The organism is Paeniglutamicibacter sulfureus, from assembly GCF_039535115.1.
GTDB classification, from domain to species: domain Bacteria; phylum Actinomycetota; class Actinomycetes; order Actinomycetales; family Micrococcaceae; genus Paeniglutamicibacter; species Paeniglutamicibacter sulfureus.
Genome location: NZ_BAAAWO010000001.1, coordinates 4,248,165 through 4,263,664, shown reverse-complemented (window position 1 = coordinate 4,263,664; position 15,500 = coordinate 4,248,165). Strand labels below are relative to the sequence as shown.

Below are 15,500 nucleotides of genomic sequence, written 5' to 3'. Positions count from 1 at the left end.
AAGGGGACGCATCCGACGCCATCGACGTTGCTGCGGTGAAGCTACGCGGTGGCCACGATGTGCGTGGTTGCGGTGACCGTTGCATGGTCGGCTCGAACCAGCGCGTCAACCAGCGAGGAGAGCACCACCATCGAACCGTCGACCTCCAACTTCACCGGGTACTGGTGCGCCAGCATGGCGAGCATCCCGCGGATCGGCTCCGCGGACTCGTCCAGGCCCAGCTCCGGGTTCCAGCCCAGCAGCACGTCCGCGGGCGCATCGGCGCGCGCCGGGGTGTAGCTGATGGCAAAGGTGAGGATCTTCCCGCCCTTGGCCTTGGGCTTGTCGCGGAACACGATCACGCCCTGGGCGCCGGTCGCGTCGTCCAGCAGCATCTTCTGCGCACTGCCCAGCGTCATGTTTGCCGGGTCCCAGTGATGGGTCGCGTTGTAGAACTTGACGACGAGCTGGGTCAGCTCGACGCTGCCGGTGGCGATGTCGTCCAGGGTCAGCCCGTCGTCCTCGAACAACGGCAGCTTCAACCCGCCTGGCTCGACGACCACGTCGCGGGCGACCTGGATTTCCTTCATGCCCAGCGACGCGCAGAACCCGGCCGCAGCCACGGCGTCGGTCCCGGCGGTCCGGGTGTAGCGGGCCTTGAGCTCGGCCGGGTGCCCCGGCGGCAGCAGGGCGCGCAGGCGCGCCACCAGCTCGGTGCCCACCCCGGTGCGCCGGTGTTCGCGCGCCACCTCGACGTAGAGCCACAGGCGCGTCGGGTGCAGCGTCGAGGCGAAGACCACGCCCGCCGCGACCGCGATCCCTTCGTCGGTGGCCACCAGCGCCCGGCTGAACGGCGCGTCGGAATCGGCCCGGAACATGGTCCGGTCCTGGTGGGCATGCGGGGATGCCGGGTCGCCGAAGATCTCCAGCAGCGCCAGGTCGTCCCCGTCACGCCAAGGCCGGAATTGGAGTGTCGACATGGTCCTAGGCTCCGTTGAGGCGCTCGGACAGGTAGGTGCGCACCTTGTCCAGGGCGACGCGTTCCTGGGTCATGGTGTCGCGGTCGCGGATGGTCACCGCCTGGTCCTCGAGGGTGTCGAAGTCCACGGTGATGCAGAACGGGGTGCCGATCTCATCCTGGCGGCGGTAGCGGCGGCCAATGGCACCCGCATCGTCGAAGTCGATGTTCCAGGTCTTGCGCAGCTCGGCGGCCAGCGCCTTGGCCTTCGGGGACAGGTCCTCGTTGCGCGAGAGCGGCAGCACCGCGGCCTTGACCGGGGCCAGGCGCGGATCGAGCTTGAGCACGGTGCGCTTGTCCACCCCGCCCTTGGCGTTCGGGGCCTCGTCCTCGACGTAGGCATCGACCAGGAAGGCCATCATCGAACGGGTCAGGCCGAAGGACGGCTCGATCACGTACGGGGTGTAGCGTTCGCCGGTGGCCTGGTTGAAGTAGCTCAGCTCGGTGCCCGAGCCCTTGGAGTGGCTGGTCAGGTCGTAGTCGGTGCGGTTGGCGACACCCATGAGCTCGCCCCATTCCGAACCCTGGAAGCCGAAGCGGTACTCGAAGTCGATGGTGCCGGCCGAGTAGTGGGCGCGCTCGTCCTCGGGGACGTCGAAGCGGCGCAGGTTCTCCTCGTTGATGCCCAAATCCAGGAACCAGGCCCAGCAGTCCTCGACCCACTTGTCGAAGAACGCCGGGGCGTCCTCGGGGGCGGTGAAGAACTCGATTTCCATCTGCTCGAACTCGCGGGTGCGGAAGATGAAGTTTCCGGGCGTGATCTCGTTGCGGAAGGCCTTGCCGATCTGGCCGATGCCAAACGGCGGCTTCTTGCGCGAAGCGGTGAGCACGTTGTTGAAGTTCACGAAGATGCCCTGGGCGGTTTCCGGGCGCATGAAGTGCATGCCGGCGGCCGAGTCGACCGGGCCCAGGAACGTCTTGACCAGGCCGGAGAAGAGCTGGGGTTCGGTGAACTGGCCCTTGGTGCCGCAATCGGGGCAGGCGATTTCGCTCATGCCGTCGACCGGCTGGCGCTTCTTCTTGGCCACGAAGGCCTCGATGAGGTGGTCCTCGCGGTGGCGCTTGTGGCAGGAGGTGCACTCGACCAGCGGGTCGGTGAAGGTGGCGACGTGGCCGGAGGCTTCCCAGACGGCCTTGGGCAGGATGATGGAGGAATCCAGGCCCACCATGTCCTCGCGCCCGCGCACAAAGGTCTGCCACCATTCGCGCTTGATGTTTTCCTTCAGTTCGGTGCCCAGGGGTCCGTAGTCCCATGCGGAGCGGGATCCGCCGTAGATTTCACCGGCCTGGAAGACGAAGCCGCGCCGTTTGGCGAGGGAGATGACTTGATCGAGCTTGGACTGAGGCGCCATAACAACTCCAATGGTTCACGAGGCCGCTGGTTGCGGTCCGTTGGGCGAAAACATACTCGCCCAGCCTAACGTGTTTGGGTTGCGAAGTTCGAGCGTCCCGATGGCCGACGGCCCATGATGCGGGCCACCCCTGCACTCCCGCACCGGATGAGGTCCGGGACCCCTTCGGCCGCGGGGTGCACATAGCGAATCACCGCCGCGGATTCCCCGACATCGAGGTCCCCGTCGGGGGCAGAATCAGTCGGCAACAGGCAGTCGAGTATCCAGCGGGTCCAGCAGGGCGCCGCGCATTTCCTTGCTGAGTGTCGGCGGCACGTCGACGTCCACGTCCAGGGCCTGCAGGATCCGGCTGAGGTAGTTCCGGGCCGCCGCCGCCAGCGTGATGTCAACGATTTCCCGGTCGGAGAAGCCGAGATCGCGCAGTCGCCGGCTGTCGACTTCCCCCATGGCGGCCGAATCGGTACTCAGCTTCACGGCGAAGTCCATCATGGCGACCTCGGCGTCCTCCAGGCCGGCGGTGCGGTAGTCCCTGGCGATGCGCAGCAGTTCCTGCTCATCGAAGTACTTCAGTGACTTGTTTCCGTGGGCCAGACGGCAATGCCGAGATCCGATGCCCAGCGCCGCGGCCAGGGTCACCAGTTCGTAGCGGCGCATGCCCATGGATTTCGCGATCGACCCCTGCAGGGCTTTCCATGCCTCGAAGGCCTCGGGATTAATGGCCAGGACCTTGGTGTGGCTGGGGACGTACCCCAAGGCGGAGCGATCGGCGGCATACGCAGCGGCGACGGCGCCCTGCACTTCGTCCTCGCCGGCTGTGTGAAGAATACTCATGGCGTGGTGCCTCCCGGTTCCCAACGACAGGGATTCGGCCGCGCTTCCATGCCCGTTCCGTTTTCCCTGTTGGCGCGATCCTAGAACGGTCGGCCCCGCAGGCACATGGGGCCGATGCCCCAAGTTTCCGGGCATCCCCTGTCGGGTCCCTCGCCGCCAGGGTGACGGCGGGTGCGGTTATTTCCGCGCCCGGAGCATTCTGCCAAAGGGGATCGAGGCCAGCGCGACGGCTGCAAGCGTCAACAGCGTCCCGGCGATCGTCGCGCCGTTGATCACGGCTCCGGGCGCGGGAACGAGAACGTCGATGAGCAGCGATCCCACGAGTTGGCCGCAGATCATGCCAAGTCCGGTCAGCAGCACGCCCAGGTGCCTGACCAGGAACGCCGAAAGTCCGATGAACACGCATCCCAGCGGGCCGCCCAGGTAGTACCACCACTGGGCGGGCAGGGACTCCGGAAGCCCGACCAGCGGCATGCGCACCAGCAGCAGGAGCGCAAGCATGGCCCCGCCGACGAAGAAGTTCACCAGCGTTGCCGCCACCGGTGTCCCGTAGGCCTGCGCCTGGACGCCATTGGCCGCGGACTGGAACCCCATGAGGAAGCCGACCACCAGCGGTATGGCCATCGGAAGCAGCAAGGAGGCGATGGACCCGGCCGACCCCATCCTGGGGCTCACGGCCCAGATGACTCCGACAATGGTCAATCCGGCGCCGAGCGCGCGGAGCATGCTGATGCGCCGCCGCCCGCCTGGCCCGAAGCCGATGCCGTCAACCAGCAATGAACCCATGGTCTGGCCCGTGACAATGGAGACAGTGAACAGGGCGACGCCCAGCAGCGGCACCGTCAGCGTCTGGGAGATCACCACGAACGCGCCGACACAGCCGGCGGCCAGGTACCAGAGGGGGAAGCGCTTCTCGCGCAGGGCGCGCGGGATCGCCATGGCCCCGGCGCGCGCACCGGGCAACAGCAGCGAGGCGATGGCCAGCACGATGAGTCCGGTGGTGAAGCTGACCAGCGAGGCGGCCACCGGATCCCCCAGCCGGAGCCCCAGGGCGCCGTTGATGCGGCTCTGGATTGGCATCGCCAACCCGGCCACCACGGCGGTCGCCACATAGAGCGGCGCCAGGGAGCGTTCCTTGCGCGGTGCGTGAGCCGGCGATGAAATCATGATGACTTCAGTGTCTTCCAGCGTGGTCGCCCGTTGGGTTGCCACGAGGCCACCAGGACAGCCAGCAGCGTGACCAGGGTTCCGACGATTTCGTTGGCGCCAACCAATTCGGGCGATATGACCAGGTCCATGACGAGGGAACCGACCAATTGCCCCGTCACCAGCCCCATGCCCAAAAGCAGGGCACCGAGCCGGGGAACCAAGGTGACACCTGTGACAACGAAGAGGATGCCCAGCGGCCCGGCAAAGTACATCCACCACAGCGGCGCATGGGAGAACCCGAATGATTCAATCTGAAGAACGGCCGCGAGTGCCATGGCCACCAGCAACCCGGCAGCGGCTGCCAAGTAGTTGATTGCCGTCGCGGTGGTGGTGGAGCCATAGGCCTTCCCGGCACGGCCATTCATGGATTGCTGGAAGCTGACCAGGAGTCCTGCCCCGGCAGCGACGGCCAGGGCAATAAGTGCCTGGGGCGATTCGGCCGCCTGCGCTCCCGTACCCCAGGCGGCAATCACCGCGCCAATGACCAAGAGCCCCGCGCCAAGGAGTCGGATGCGGGTCACCGGCTGCTTCCCCGCCGGGCTGAACCCGATCATGTCGATGACGATGCTCGACAGTGTCCTGGCTCCGACAACCGCGACGGCGAATAGGGCCAAGCCGATGCTGCCCACGCTCATGGCCTGGGCAACCATGTAATACGAGCCGACCAGTCCGGCAAGCAGGAACCAACTCGGGATGGTGCGGTCGCGCCACACGGAACCGAATTTTCTCCACCCCGCACGGGCCCCGGGAATCGCCACGCTCGCCACCAAGAGGCAGGCCAGGGACGTGAGCGCGCTGAGTAGAGCCGCTGAAAGGTACCCGCCGAGGAACCCTGCGCCCTCGGAAGTGATCAAGGCCTGCAGGGGCATCAGCATCCCGGCCGACGCGGCCAGCGCCAAGGGGACTGCATGTGCTTGCGATTCGGGGCGTGCCACTGATCTCCTTGGGGACGGGTTTCCTACTAGTGCAACCTACTGCGAAGCCCCCGAGACAGCGCCATTATGTCGCCAACACCACAAAACCCGCCTGCCACCCTCTCCTCGTGCATATGCGGTCGAACGATGCGCCATGATGGATACATGGCAAATTCCGAAACATTCCCCATCCAAATCCGCGACGAGTCGATTCGACTGGGTCAACTGCTGAAACTGGCATCGTTGGCCGACGACGGATTACACGCCAAGCAGCTGATCGAGGATGGCTTGGTGAAGGTCAACGGCGAAATCGAGACGCGCCGCGGCGCCCAGATCCGCAATGGCGACACCGTAACCGTCAACGGCGAGTCCGTCCGCGTGGAGTCCGCCTAGCAACAGTCTGCCCCGGGCGGGCGGGCGACCGGAATCATGCGTTCCAGGTAACCGCCACGATTCCCTGCACATCATCCAAACTCATGCCCGCATTCCGCGCGGCTGCCACAAGACGCCGAACTTCTTTTAAAGCCGGGGCGTCGAGCAACTGGCCGGGATTCACGCGAGTACCGTTGGCGCGTCCCGTGCGCACCAGTCCTGCGGCCTCCAGTTCCTTGTAGGCCTTGGCCACCGTTCCAGCCGCCACCCGCAGGTCACCGGCCAACTGGCGCACCGACGGCAACCGTTCGTCCGCATCCAGCTCCCCCGACTGGATCAGCGCCGCTATTTGCGCACGGACCTGTTCGGCGGGTCCGCTGGGATGCGATGCGTCCAGGGTGATCATGCAATGGCCCCGGCCGTCGCGGGGAACCGCAGCGGGCGCACGGTAGCCCCCACCCACCCCAGCAACCGCACCAGCAGGACGGCGCCAACAATCAGCAGCAACAACGCGACCACAGCCATGGCCATCGCCAGCGCGCTCAGCAATGGATCCGCAGTCATGCCGGGCACGCGGCCTTCGTCGAGGACCTGGCCCACGACGTAGGGCGCGTTCATTCCGGATCCGTGCAGGGCCGAGGCCGCGAACAGCAGCAAGGGCGCGACCTGGAAGCAGAGCATCGCGCTGAAGCCCGTGCTGATGACGTAGCCGACATTGGTCCGCACCGCATCGTCGAAGGCACGCAGTCGCAGCCCGCGCATCCGCGGGCGACGGGCATTGGAACTCAGTGCCCACAGGCCCAGCCCGGCTCCCAACAACAGCAGCGCCAGCACCGGGAGTCCGTAGTACCACCCCGGAAAGGGCCCAATCGATCCGGCTCCCAGCTGGACTTGGGCCACGACCATGTTCTGGTCAAGTTCCGCGCCACCGGCCGATACATACGGGAGGTTGCGGAAGCGCCCCCGTTCGTCCGGTCCCGACAGGATCCCTGCAAGGATGAGACCCGCGGCCGATGCCCCGAGCAGCACAGCCGGCATCACGATCCCCCATGCCGGGCCGAACATTCCAGTCGAACGCGGCGTCAGTTCGGCGCTGGTGTGCAGCGACGATTCCGGGGAGATGTCCGAGAACTCGTGCGGGAGGCGCCAGGCCACGAAGACCAAGGAGGCCAGGATCCACATGCATGCGGGGGCGGCGGCCAGGGGCAGCCCGGCCGCACCAGGGTATTCCGCGTGAAGGACCAACGCCGCGGCGCCGCCCAAGGCCATCACCGCCAGTGCAGCGACGGTGCGTGCCCGCAGGCTCCGCAGCACCCTGCCTGCGTTGGCCCGCTCGACGAAGGTGCCGGCGGCGGCAAGCGATAGCAAGTCGGAGCGTTTCTGGCTGACGATGTTTCGTCTGACCAGCAGGACGATGCCGACCGAGAAGCCAAGGAGCAGCAGTAGGGCGAATCCGTTGATCATGGTGGCTCCCGTTGTTGGACCGGGAGCCAAACAGCCACCCGCTTGTATCAATAAAGTAATACAAACAGGTGGCCGCTTCTTGTGTCAATGGGAAGGTACAAAAAACCTAGATTTTTGCCCCTTTGAGCACGACATGGCTCAGGAACTCGTGCACATGGGACATTTCCTGCGCGTTCACCGAGTGGAACATGTTGGTATAAAGCACCTTGGTGACGTGGACGTCACTAGTCGCCCAGGCATGCGTGTATTCGATCTTGTCCTGGGTGATGACCGGATCGGCCTGGTCCCTGCCCCAGAACACCGGCTTCCGCATTTCCTTGAGCTTCTCGTCGTGGAAGAATCCCTCGCCCTCTTCCGGCACGGCAAAACCGGAAAGGCCGATGACCGTGGAGATCGCATCGGGTCGGTGCCGTAGCAGGGACGTGGCCACGGCCATGCCCATGGAGAATCCCAGTAGGCTCACCGATGAATGCTGCTTGCTGACCGGCTCAAGCCAAGACCACAAGTCGGAGATGGAGTTCTTGACGGCATTAAATGAATAATCCAGGTCCTGCATCAGCGGGAACCAGGTGTATCCCGGACCCAAGGACTGCGGGGCCCGAACCGAGACAATGGTGAATTCCTCGGGCAACATGGGGGCCAACCCCATGAGGTCCTCTTCATTGGAGAGGTAGCCGTGCAAAAGCACCAGCAGCGGGGTGCCGGCGCGTTCGGATTCCGGACGGGACCAAATGACAGTGGGGTTCCAACTTGTTTCGCTCACCAGACCAGTCAAGCAGAAGATAGCAGCATTCGGCGATCCACCAAGAAATCTACGCTTAGGTAACTTACGTATTCTTTGATAAGAAGATCTTCGTGAACAACGTGATTGAAACACCTTCCGCAGCTTCGACCCCACCGAGCACCGGAAGGCATCCGTGGAGTCGCTACGTCGCCCTGGGGGATTCCTTCACGGAAGGCGTTGGCGATGACGACCCCCGCAGCCCCGGGAACTACCGCGGCTGGGCTGACAGGGTTGCCGAACAGCTCAGCGAGGGTGTCAATGATTTTGCCTATGCCAACCTGGCCATTCGGGGACGACTCATCACCCAGATCTTTGACGAGCAGGCGGGGCCCGCACTGGAGCTGAAGCCGGACCTCATCAGCCTGTGCGCCGGCGGCAACGACGTGATTCGCCCGGGCGGCGACCCTGATGCCATCGCCGACAAGCTCGACGCGCTCATGCGCGTATTGGCCACCTCTAATGCCACGATCCTGCTTTTCACCGGACCCGATATCCGAGACACCCCCGTATTGGGCGGAATCCGGGGCAAGGTCGCCATCTACAACGAAAACGTGCGCACGATCGCGGCCCGCTACGATGCGGTGGTGGCGGACATGTGGTCGCTGCGCGAGTTGCACCAACCGCGCATGTGGGCGGATGACCGATTGCATTTCTCGCCTCTGGGCCACCACACCATCGCGGCAATGGCCTTGGATGCACTGAACGTCCCGCACCAGCTGAAACCGCTCGAACCGTCCGAGGCCGAGATCAAGAACTGGCGCGATGCCCGTCGCGACGACCTGATCTGGGCGCGCACGCATCTGGCGCCATGGGTACTGCGCCGCCTCCGCCACCAGTCCTCCGGTGACGGCGTCCTGCCGAAACGACCGCTCGCCACTCCCTTTACCGAGCAGCCGCCCAACTCGTCCCTCGGCAACGGTCCCGCGATCTGAGCCCCTCGGCGACAGGGTCCGCGTGTTGCCACGGCTATACCCTGCGAGATGAAAATTCGCAGGCGCGCCTGAAGTCCCTTACCGACCAGGATCCGCGCACAGCCTGACTTGCATCTCCCAACCGGACCATGCCCCTTGAGCTACCCGGCGTCGGCCTGAATGTCGGGTTCCCGGACGAAAACGCGCTCGCCCAGGGCATCGCCAAGTTGCTCGATGTCGGTGAGGAAGCCATCGTGGCCAATCGGCGAGGTGATGTACTGGACCTTGCAGGGATTCGGCAGCAACGCGGCAAGTCGCTCAGACTGCTCGGGCCAATACAGGCGGTCCGAATCCACGGCAGCCACCAGGACATTTACCTCTGCCAGTCGCGCAAGGGCGGCCTCGATGGACTCGTGGCCCCTGGCAATGTCATGGCTCATGAGGGCCTCGGTCAGCACCAAATAGCTGTTGGCGTCGAAGCGGCCCACCAACTTGCTTGCCTGGTGGTCCAGGTAGCTTTCCACCTGGTATCGACCGCGGTCAAGACCGGGACTTGAGACAGGCAGTTCGTCGCCCTGCGGCATCCGCCCGAACCGAACGTCGAGTTCCGTCGCTGTCCGGTAGGTGATGTGGGCAATCCGCCGGGCAATCCCCAACCCGGCCGACGGAATGAGCTCGTTGGCGTAGTAATCGCCGCCGGCGAACTCCGGGTCCAACTTGATGGCGGCGGTCTGCGCCTGTGCGAAGGCGATCTGCTCGGCCGAGGACTCGGCCGAAGCCGCCACCACCACGCAGTTCCTGACGCGTTCGGGGAATTCGACGGCCCACTCCAGGGCACGGGCACCGCCCATGGATCCACCCAGCACCGTGTGCCACGCAGCGATACCCAGCTCGTCGGCCAGGCGTGCCTCCAGCCGCACCGAATCCTTGATGGTCGTGAAGGGGAACCGTGATCCCCAGGGGACCCCGTCCGGGTCAAGGCTGGCCGGGCCGGTGCTGCCGGAGCAACCGCCGACCATGTTGGCTGCAACCACGAAATATTTATCGGTGTCCACCGTCTTGCCCGGTCCCACAAATCCGTCCCACCAGCCGGGTTCCGTCGAGGCTCCACGGGCGACATGGCTATCGCCTGTCAGTGCATGGGCGATGAGGACGGCGTTGGAGGCATCTGCATTCAACGTGCCCCAGGTCTCGTATCCCAGTACGATTTCCGGCAGCGTCGCACCGGTCTCGAACGTATAGGAACCGGTTTTCAGGTGCTGCAGGATGCCGTCGGGGGCGTAGTCCAACGCCGCTGCCGTTTCTGCGTCATAAAGGACCACGTTTGTCTCCACACTCACCGGGTACCCTGAAATTCAACATCGGCAGAGGTGGCCACTGATTCGAAGCCAACCTTCAGGTCGCCGATGATGTCGGCAATATTCTCAATGCCGACGCTCAAGCGGACAAGTCCCGGGGACACGCCTGCGGCAACCTGCTCCTCCTCGGTGAGTTGCGCGTGGGTCGTCGACGCCGGGTGGATAACCAGCGAACGCACGTCGCCCAGGTTGGCGACATGGGAGTGCAGCGTCAGCGCATCGACAAAGCCCTGGCCCGCTTCGCTCCCGCCGGAAATCTCGAACGAAACAATGGCGCCAATGCCCTTGGGTCCATACTTGCGCCCGCGCTCGAACCACGCGCTGGATTCGATCCCCGCGTAGTGGACGCGCTGCACCTGTGGTTGTGTCTCCAGCCATTGTGCAACTTCCACGGCATTGGAGACGTGGCGCTCCATGCGCAGCGACAGCGTTTCCAGCCCCTGGGCAATCAGGAATGCATTGAACGGGGAAACTGCCGACCCGAGGTCGCGCAACAGTTGCACGCGTGCCTTGAGGACGTAGGCAAGGTTGGCGCCTAGTGCACCGTTGACGCCGAGGTCCCGGGCGAAGACCAGGCCGTTGTACGACTCGTCGGGGGTGTTGAAGCCGGGGAATTTCTGCGGGTCGGCGGCAAAGTCGAAATTGCCCGAGTCAACAATGACACCGGCGATTGCCGTTCCGTGTCCACCGAGGTACTTGGTGGCGGAATGGACCACGATGTCGGCTCCCCACTCGATCGGGCGGATCAGGAACGGCGTGGCCAAGGTGTTGTCAACGATCAGCGGCACACCTGCCTCATGCGCAATGGCGGAAACGGCTTCGATGTCCAGCACGTCCTGGCGCGGGTTGGAAACCACTTCGCCGAAGAACGCCTTGGTGTTGGGTTGGACGGCTGATCGCCAGCCTTCCAGGTCATCCGGGTCCGAAACAAAGGTGACTTCGATGCCCAGCTTGCGCAGCGAGTGCTTGAACAGGTTTTGGGTTCCGCCGTAGAGGCTCGGGCTGGCCACGATGTGGTCTCCGGCCTCGGCAAGGTTCAGGATCGAATAGGTGGTGGCAGCTTGTCCCGAGGCCAACAGCAGTGCGCCAACTCCACCTTCGAGGCTGGCAATGCGCTGCTCAACGGCGTCCTGCGTGGGATTTCCGATACGCGTGTAGATCGGCTCGAGCTCGGCCAGTGCAAAACGTGCAGCGGCGCTTTCGGCGCTCGGAAACACGAATGACGACGTCTGGTAGATGGGCAGTGCTCGTGCACCGGTTGCGGAGTCGGGCTCCTGTCCCACGTGGATCTGGCGGGTTTCAAAGGACCAGTTGTTAGACATATCTTCCCCTTCAAGGATTCTAGGGGGTATGCCCGAAGCCGACTCCGGCGGTGGCCGTGTCTTGGCTAGGGGCATTCCCGCGCTTGTCCCACGTCGTTTTGACGTGGGGCCTGGTCTTCACCCGGGGCACCCCACCGCGGCGGAGGGTTGCCGTTCAGCAAGCCGGGGCTTTCTGCTGAAACTCATGACCTTGTCAATAAGTCTGGCCCAGGGCTTCACATGTTCGCAACCACATCTCAAATTGTGACAAGTTGGCGGCAATCGCACTAGCCGCAGACGTTTAAAACGACCAACTGAAACGCAAGTTAGGTCAACCTAAGTCGAGAGCCAGATCACAAAGTGCCATGATGGGCACATGATGAGGCTCGACCATGTAACTTACGCTTGTGGACCCGACGGTCTAGCGGCAACTGCCGCTAGGATCGGCGCGGTTCTTGGACTCGAATCAGTAAAGGGCGGTGTGCACCCACGTTTTGGTACGCGCAATGTCATCTTCCCGCTGAAGAACAACCAGTACCTGGAAGTTGTCGAAGTACTCAACCACCCGTCGTCTGACAAGGCACCGTTTGGCCAGGCCGTTCGCGCCCGCTCCGAACTCGGAGGTGGCTGGATGGGGTGGTGCGTCGCTGTTGACGACTTGGCTCCTGCCGAGGCACGCCTGGGCCGCGGCTCGGTACCGGGAAACCGGAAATTCCCCGATGGACGGGAACTGACCTGGCGCCAGATCGGCATCAACGGCCTGATTGCGGACCCGCAGGTTCCCTACATGCTTCGCTGGGATGAGGGCACCGAGGATCTGCACCCCTCGAAGGCACTGGATCCTGTGGGGAAAATTTCCTCAATCTGCATCGCCGGCTCCAGCGAACGGGTCGCCGACTGGCTCGGACAACCCGAGCAGTTGCCCGTTGGCGACGTTGTTGTCGATTGGCAAGCGCCGAACGGGACGCCGGGAATCCTTTCGGTAACGTTTGAAACTCCCACGGGTCCCATCACGCTGTAACAAAGCAGTCATGGGAAGCACTAGCCTGAAGTTACGGCAGACAGAACGCCAGGATCCCCGGATTGTCGGGGATCCTGGCGTTTTTGGTTCCGGTTCTCTGGCTACTTTCTGTGGTTTTTGATGTGGTGGTCGATGAGGTCCATGGCCCTTTGTTGGCGGGGCGTGGGCAGGGAAAGCAGTTCGAAGGTCCGCTCGGTGCCCGGGACGCTGGTGGTGTTCCTGGTCCGGGTTCCCAGGTGGGTCAGGAGGTCTTGGTAGCTGGTGGCGGTGGTCCCGTCGTCGAGTTTCCGGGTGCTGGCCTTGGATGCCGCGGCGGCGGAGCGTTCGACCTTGGCGACGGGTTCCTCGGGCACGGGTCGGTTCTCGTCGGTGAAGGTCAGTGGTGCGAGGGCGGTGCGCAGGTGCCAGGTGAGGTGGGCGGCGAGCATGCAGAGGAAGACGTGGGCTCGGGTCCGGTTTTCGGTGTAGTGGCGGATGGGGCGGATGCCCAGGTCGCGGGTTTTGAGGGTCTTGAAGATCTTTTCCACGTTGGCCAGGGACTTGTAGGTGCGCACCGCCTCGGGGGCGTCCATGGTGTCGGCGGGGAGGTTGGTGCGGATGACGTAGATGCCGTCCAGGTCGGCCTCGCGGGCAATGGATCCGGTGTTGCGGGTGTAGGTGAAGGCGGTGTCTTCGATGATGAGGTTGAAGTGCTTTTGCATGTTGTATTTGCCGGCGACCTTGCCGACCTTCACCCCGATCTTTCCGGCGCCCTTGAGGCGGCCGGCCTCCACCGCTTTCTTGATGGTTTCCAGCTTTTCCTCGGTGGCCTCGAGCAGGTTGGTGCGTTTGTGGGCGCGCTTGGCGGCCAGGGCGGGGTTGCGGCAGGCGATGAGCCGTTCGCCGGGGTATTTCGGGTGGGTGATCTCGGCGAGGTTTTGTTGGTCGAACAGGCTCATCTGCAGGGGGCCGTTGTCCTCGGCGAGGTGCTGGATGTCGGTGTTGCGCAGCGCGGTGACCCAGGAGAAGTCGGTGTCTTTTTTGAGGTCTTCGACCCGTGCGTTGGTGATCATGCCGCGGTCTCCGACCATGGCCAGGTCATGGACGCCGGAGAGGGCGTGGATCTCCTTGGCAATCTGGATGAATGCGGTCGGGTCGGCGGTGTTCCCGGGGAACACTCGCACGGCGATGGGCAGTCCGGCGCGGGTGGCGAGCATGCCGTATTCGATTTGTTCGCAGCCGCGTTTCTTGTCCCTGGAATACCCGAATTTTGCCAGCGGGTTGTGGGTTCCGGTGACCCAGGAGGAGGACAGGTCAAAGAGCGCGAGGCCCTCGGGGTTGTGTTCGGGTCCGAGGTGGGTGCGGGCGAGCTGCTTTTCGATGCGGGGTTGTTGTTCCAGGAGCCAGTCCATGGCGGCGTAGAGCTCGTCGGTGGTGGCCGGTCCGAGGTCGGTGCCCAGGGTGGTGTCGGCGAACCAGTTCAGGGTGGCGAGCTTGGAGGTCGGCTTGCAGATCCGGGCCGCCAGCAGGGCCATGATGAGGTCCCGGTTCCGGCAGGCGGGGCCCAACAGGGATTCGAAGCGCAGGCCGCGGGCCATGGCGTAGATCGCGTCGATGTGTCCGTGGGGCAGGGTGCGCAGGATCTGCATCCGGGCATCGGCGTCCACCATTCTCTTGCCGTTCAGGGACGCCTTCAGGTCCAGGATGGCGCGTTCGGGCAGGTAGGAAATGTTGCCCAGGGTCTCGTGCTTGACCTTGCCGCCCTCGCGGTAGGTCCGGCGCACCAGGGCGGACCGGTATTCGACCTCCACACCGGCCTTGTTGACCCTGCGGGATGTGTTGATGGCTACATGCATGGCCTTGGTGCCTTGTTCCATGGCAACAAATTACACCTTGCTCGCGGAGATTGGAAGGCTTTTCGTGAAAACTTTAGTGGCTACAGTTTTCGGCCAAAAGAGGGGAATTGCCCCGGAACCATGCGGTTCCGAGGCAATTCCTTAACGTAACCTCAGACTAGCAACGTGGGGGTGTCCGGAGGTGATCCGGACACCCCCGCATTGATTAATTCCTGGTCTGCTCCGCCGACGGTTACGGCGCCACGCCAAGCGGGGCGTGAGGGATGCCGGTGGGCCTGATTTCCTCGAGACTATCAATCCGGCCGGAAACCGGCAGTCATCGGCGAAAAGTAATCAAACCGTGCTTCAGGAACCCAACCCGATTGCTGTACCCACCAGCGCATAACCGACGAATCCCGCAACGTCCAGGAACGCGTGGGCGATAACCAGCGGCATGACCCTGCCTTTCCTGGAATACACGTAGCCGAACACCACACCCATGGCGACGTTCCCGATGAACGGGCCAACGCCTTGGTACAGGTGGTAGCTGCCCCGAAGCACGGCACTGGCGCAAATGATGTGCCATTTGCCCCAGCCCAGTCGCCCGAGGCGCTCAAAGAGGTACCCGACGACGATGACTTCTTCCAGGATGCCGTGGCGGATCGCGGAGAAGACCAGAATCGGGACAGTCCACCAATAATCGTCCAATGCTGCCGGCACGATGATCGTGGTCAAGCCGAGCGCACGGCCCACCGCATAGACGCCAAGGGTTCCGATGCCCATGACCAGGAACAACCCGATTCCCCACCCCAGGTCGCGTACCGGCCGCACCAGGTCAAAGCCAAGCCTGCCAAACGGATTTCCTCCGGGAATCCGCCAGAGCAGGTAGAACACCAGCATCACCGGCACCAGGGCAAAAAAGATGTCCAGCAGCTGGTAAGTCAGGTCGAAGTACTGGCGTTGGTTCAATGAGTTGTTCAGCGACGTCGTCTGTGAGCCCAGGGGCGCCCGAGTCATCTTGTCGATGAGGTTCACGATGGCGTAGATACCCGATCGGCCGAGGGACAAACCCAGAACAATAAGCAGCTCGATCTTCAGTCCACGGCGCGTAACGGCGTCAGTCATCGATCTCCCCAACACTTCGCCGAACCGGGTGTTTCCCGACGCTTCCA

The 15,500-nt window shown here is 63.9% G+C and carries 15 protein-coding genes and 1 riboswitch; of the genes, 3 read left to right on the top strand and 12 right to left on the bottom strand.

Translation table 11 applies throughout. The features are described 5' to 3' along the window. Positions 1–41: 41 nt before the first annotated feature. The 5 genes from ABD687_RS19295 to ABD687_RS19275 all read right to left on the bottom strand — a co-directional run bounded on the left by ABD687_RS19295 (position 42) and on the right by ABD687_RS19275 (position 5,324). Entirely contained in the window at positions 42–959 is a 918-nt protein-coding gene (locus tag ABD687_RS19295) for a GNAT family N-acetyltransferase (protein ID WP_264268126.1), read from the bottom strand. A 4-nt stretch (positions 960–963) separates the two neighbouring features. Further along, a complete protein-coding gene (locus ABD687_RS19290; RefSeq protein ID WP_264268127.1) occupies positions 964–2,349 on the bottom strand; it encodes a glycine--tRNA ligase in 1,386 nt (461 codons plus the stop codon). A gap of 237 nt (positions 2,350–2,586) precedes the next feature. Continuing rightward, the gene (locus tag ABD687_RS19285; protein ID WP_310288817.1) at positions 2,587–3,180 is read right to left on the bottom strand and encodes a carboxymuconolactone decarboxylase family protein; all 594 of its coding nucleotides are present in this window, start codon (positions 3,178–3,180) and stop codon (positions 2,587–2,589) included. 177 nt (positions 3,181–3,357) lie between these two features. After that, positions 3,358–4,347: a DMT family transporter gene (locus tag ABD687_RS19280; RefSeq protein ID WP_377700369.1), complete on the bottom strand. Its 990-nt coding sequence runs from the start codon at positions 4,345–4,347 to the stop codon at positions 3,358–3,360. After that, complete coding sequence (locus ABD687_RS19275) at positions 4,344–5,324, bottom strand: DMT family transporter (protein ID WP_310288822.1); 981 nt, start codon at positions 5,322–5,324, stop codon at positions 4,344–4,346. Before ABD687_RS19275 ends, ABD687_RS19280 begins: the two co-directional genes overlap by 4 nt. 144 nt (positions 5,325–5,468) lie before the next feature. Between ABD687_RS19275 and ABD687_RS19270 the strand changes: the two genes are divergently transcribed. Then, the gene (locus ABD687_RS19270; protein ID WP_264268130.1) at positions 5,469–5,696 is read left to right on the top strand and encodes an RNA-binding S4 domain-containing protein; all 228 of its coding nucleotides are present in this window, start codon (positions 5,469–5,471) and stop codon (positions 5,694–5,696) included. Positions 5,697–5,730: 34 nt separating this feature from the next. Here the strand turns inward: ABD687_RS19270 and ABD687_RS19265 are convergent, their stop codons facing one another. The 3 genes from ABD687_RS19265 to ABD687_RS19255 all read right to left on the bottom strand — a co-directional run bounded on the left by ABD687_RS19265 (position 5,731) and on the right by ABD687_RS19255 (position 7,902). Then, entirely contained in the window at positions 5,731–6,081 is a 351-nt protein-coding gene (locus ABD687_RS19265) for a GntR family transcriptional regulator (protein ID WP_310288825.1), read from the bottom strand. Then, a complete protein-coding gene (locus ABD687_RS19260) occupies positions 6,078–7,139 on the bottom strand; it encodes a hypothetical protein (RefSeq protein WP_310288829.1) in 1,062 nt (353 codons plus the stop codon). The genes ABD687_RS19265 and ABD687_RS19260 overlap by 4 nt, the downstream gene beginning before the upstream one ends. A gap of 106 nt (positions 7,140–7,245) precedes the next feature. After that, complete coding sequence (locus ABD687_RS19255) at positions 7,246–7,902, bottom strand: alpha/beta hydrolase (protein ID WP_310288832.1); 657 nt, start codon at positions 7,900–7,902, stop codon at positions 7,246–7,248. Positions 7,903–7,994: 92 nt separating this feature from the next. Here ABD687_RS19255 and ABD687_RS19250 point away from each other — a divergent pair, with 92 nt between their 5' ends. Continuing rightward, positions 7,995–8,855 carry an SGNH/GDSL hydrolase family protein gene (locus ABD687_RS19250; RefSeq protein WP_310288834.1) on the top strand — a complete coding sequence of 287 codons (861 nt, stop codon included), beginning with the start codon at positions 7,995–7,997 and terminating at the stop codon, positions 8,853–8,855. A 140-nt stretch (positions 8,856–8,995) separates the two neighbouring features. On the opposite strand, the gene metX is transcribed toward ABD687_RS19250, so the two are convergent. Both metX and ABD687_RS19240 read right to left on the bottom strand, forming a co-directional pair. Continuing rightward, the gene (metX, locus tag ABD687_RS19245; RefSeq protein ID WP_264268598.1) at positions 8,996–10,168 is read right to left on the bottom strand and encodes a homoserine O-acetyltransferase MetX; all 1,173 of its coding nucleotides are present in this window, start codon (positions 10,166–10,168) and stop codon (positions 8,996–8,998) included. 2 nt (positions 10,169–10,170) lie between these two features. Beyond that, the gene (locus ABD687_RS19240) at positions 10,171–11,514 is read right to left on the bottom strand and encodes a bifunctional o-acetylhomoserine/o-acetylserine sulfhydrylase (protein ID WP_302262706.1); all 1,344 of its coding nucleotides are present in this window, start codon (positions 11,512–11,514) and stop codon (positions 10,171–10,173) included. 74 nt (positions 11,515–11,588) lie between these two features. Continuing rightward, a riboswitch (SAM riboswitch) is annotated at positions 11,589–11,704 on the bottom strand. 165 nt (positions 11,705–11,869) lie between these two features. Between ABD687_RS19240 and ABD687_RS19235 the strand changes: the two genes are divergently transcribed. Further along, complete coding sequence (locus ABD687_RS19235) at positions 11,870–12,514, top strand: VOC family protein (RefSeq protein WP_264268137.1); 645 nt, start codon at positions 11,870–11,872, stop codon at positions 12,512–12,514. 101 nt (positions 12,515–12,615) lie between these two features. On the opposite strand, the gene ABD687_RS19230 is transcribed toward ABD687_RS19235, so the two are convergent. After that, the gene (locus ABD687_RS19230) at positions 12,616–14,370 is read right to left on the bottom strand and encodes an IS1634 family transposase (RefSeq protein WP_302262431.1); all 1,755 of its coding nucleotides are present in this window, start codon (positions 14,368–14,370) and stop codon (positions 12,616–12,618) included. Between the two features lie 324 nt (positions 14,371–14,694). Further along, positions 14,695–15,453, bottom strand: coding sequence for a CPBP family intramembrane glutamic endopeptidase (locus ABD687_RS19225; protein ID WP_310288838.1), 759 nt, complete (start codon positions 15,451–15,453; stop codon positions 14,695–14,697). Positions 15,454–15,500 lie beyond the last annotated feature (47 nt).

Coding starts and splice junctions, on each gene's coding strand:
- ABD687_RS19290 (WP_264268127.1), bottom strand. CDS start 2,349: ATGGCGCCTCAGTCCAAGCTCGATCAAGTCATCTCCCTCGCCAAACGG.
- ABD687_RS19240 (WP_302262706.1), bottom strand. CDS start 11,514: ATGTCTAACAACTGGTCCTTTGAAACCCGCCAGATCCACGTGGGACAG.
- ABD687_RS19295 (WP_264268126.1), bottom strand. CDS start 959: ATGTCGACACTCCAATTCCGGCCTTGGCGTGACGGGGACGACCTGGCG.
- ABD687_RS19285 (WP_310288817.1), bottom strand. CDS start 3,180: ATGAGTATTCTTCACACAGCCGGCGAGGACGAAGTGCAGGGCGCCGTC.
- ABD687_RS19260 (WP_310288829.1), bottom strand. CDS start 7,139: ATGATCAACGGATTCGCCCTACTGCTGCTCCTTGGCTTCTCGGTCGGC.
- ABD687_RS19235 (WP_264268137.1), top strand. CDS start 11,870: ATGATGAGGCTCGACCATGTAACTTACGCTTGTGGACCCGACGGTCTA.
- ABD687_RS19265 (WP_310288825.1), bottom strand. CDS start 6,081: ATGATCACCCTGGACGCATCGCATCCCAGCGGACCCGCCGAACAGGTC.
- ABD687_RS19230 (WP_302262431.1), bottom strand. CDS start 14,370: ATGGAACAAGGCACCAAGGCCATGCATGTAGCCATCAACACATCCCGC.
- ABD687_RS19270 (WP_264268130.1), top strand. CDS start 5,469: ATGGCAAATTCCGAAACATTCCCCATCCAAATCCGCGACGAGTCGATT.
- ABD687_RS19280 (WP_377700369.1), bottom strand. CDS start 4,347: ATGATTTCATCGCCGGCTCACGCACCGCGCAAGGAACGCTCCCTGGCG.
- ABD687_RS19225 (WP_310288838.1), bottom strand. CDS start 15,453: ATGACTGACGCCGTTACGCGCCGTGGACTGAAGATCGAGCTGCTTATT.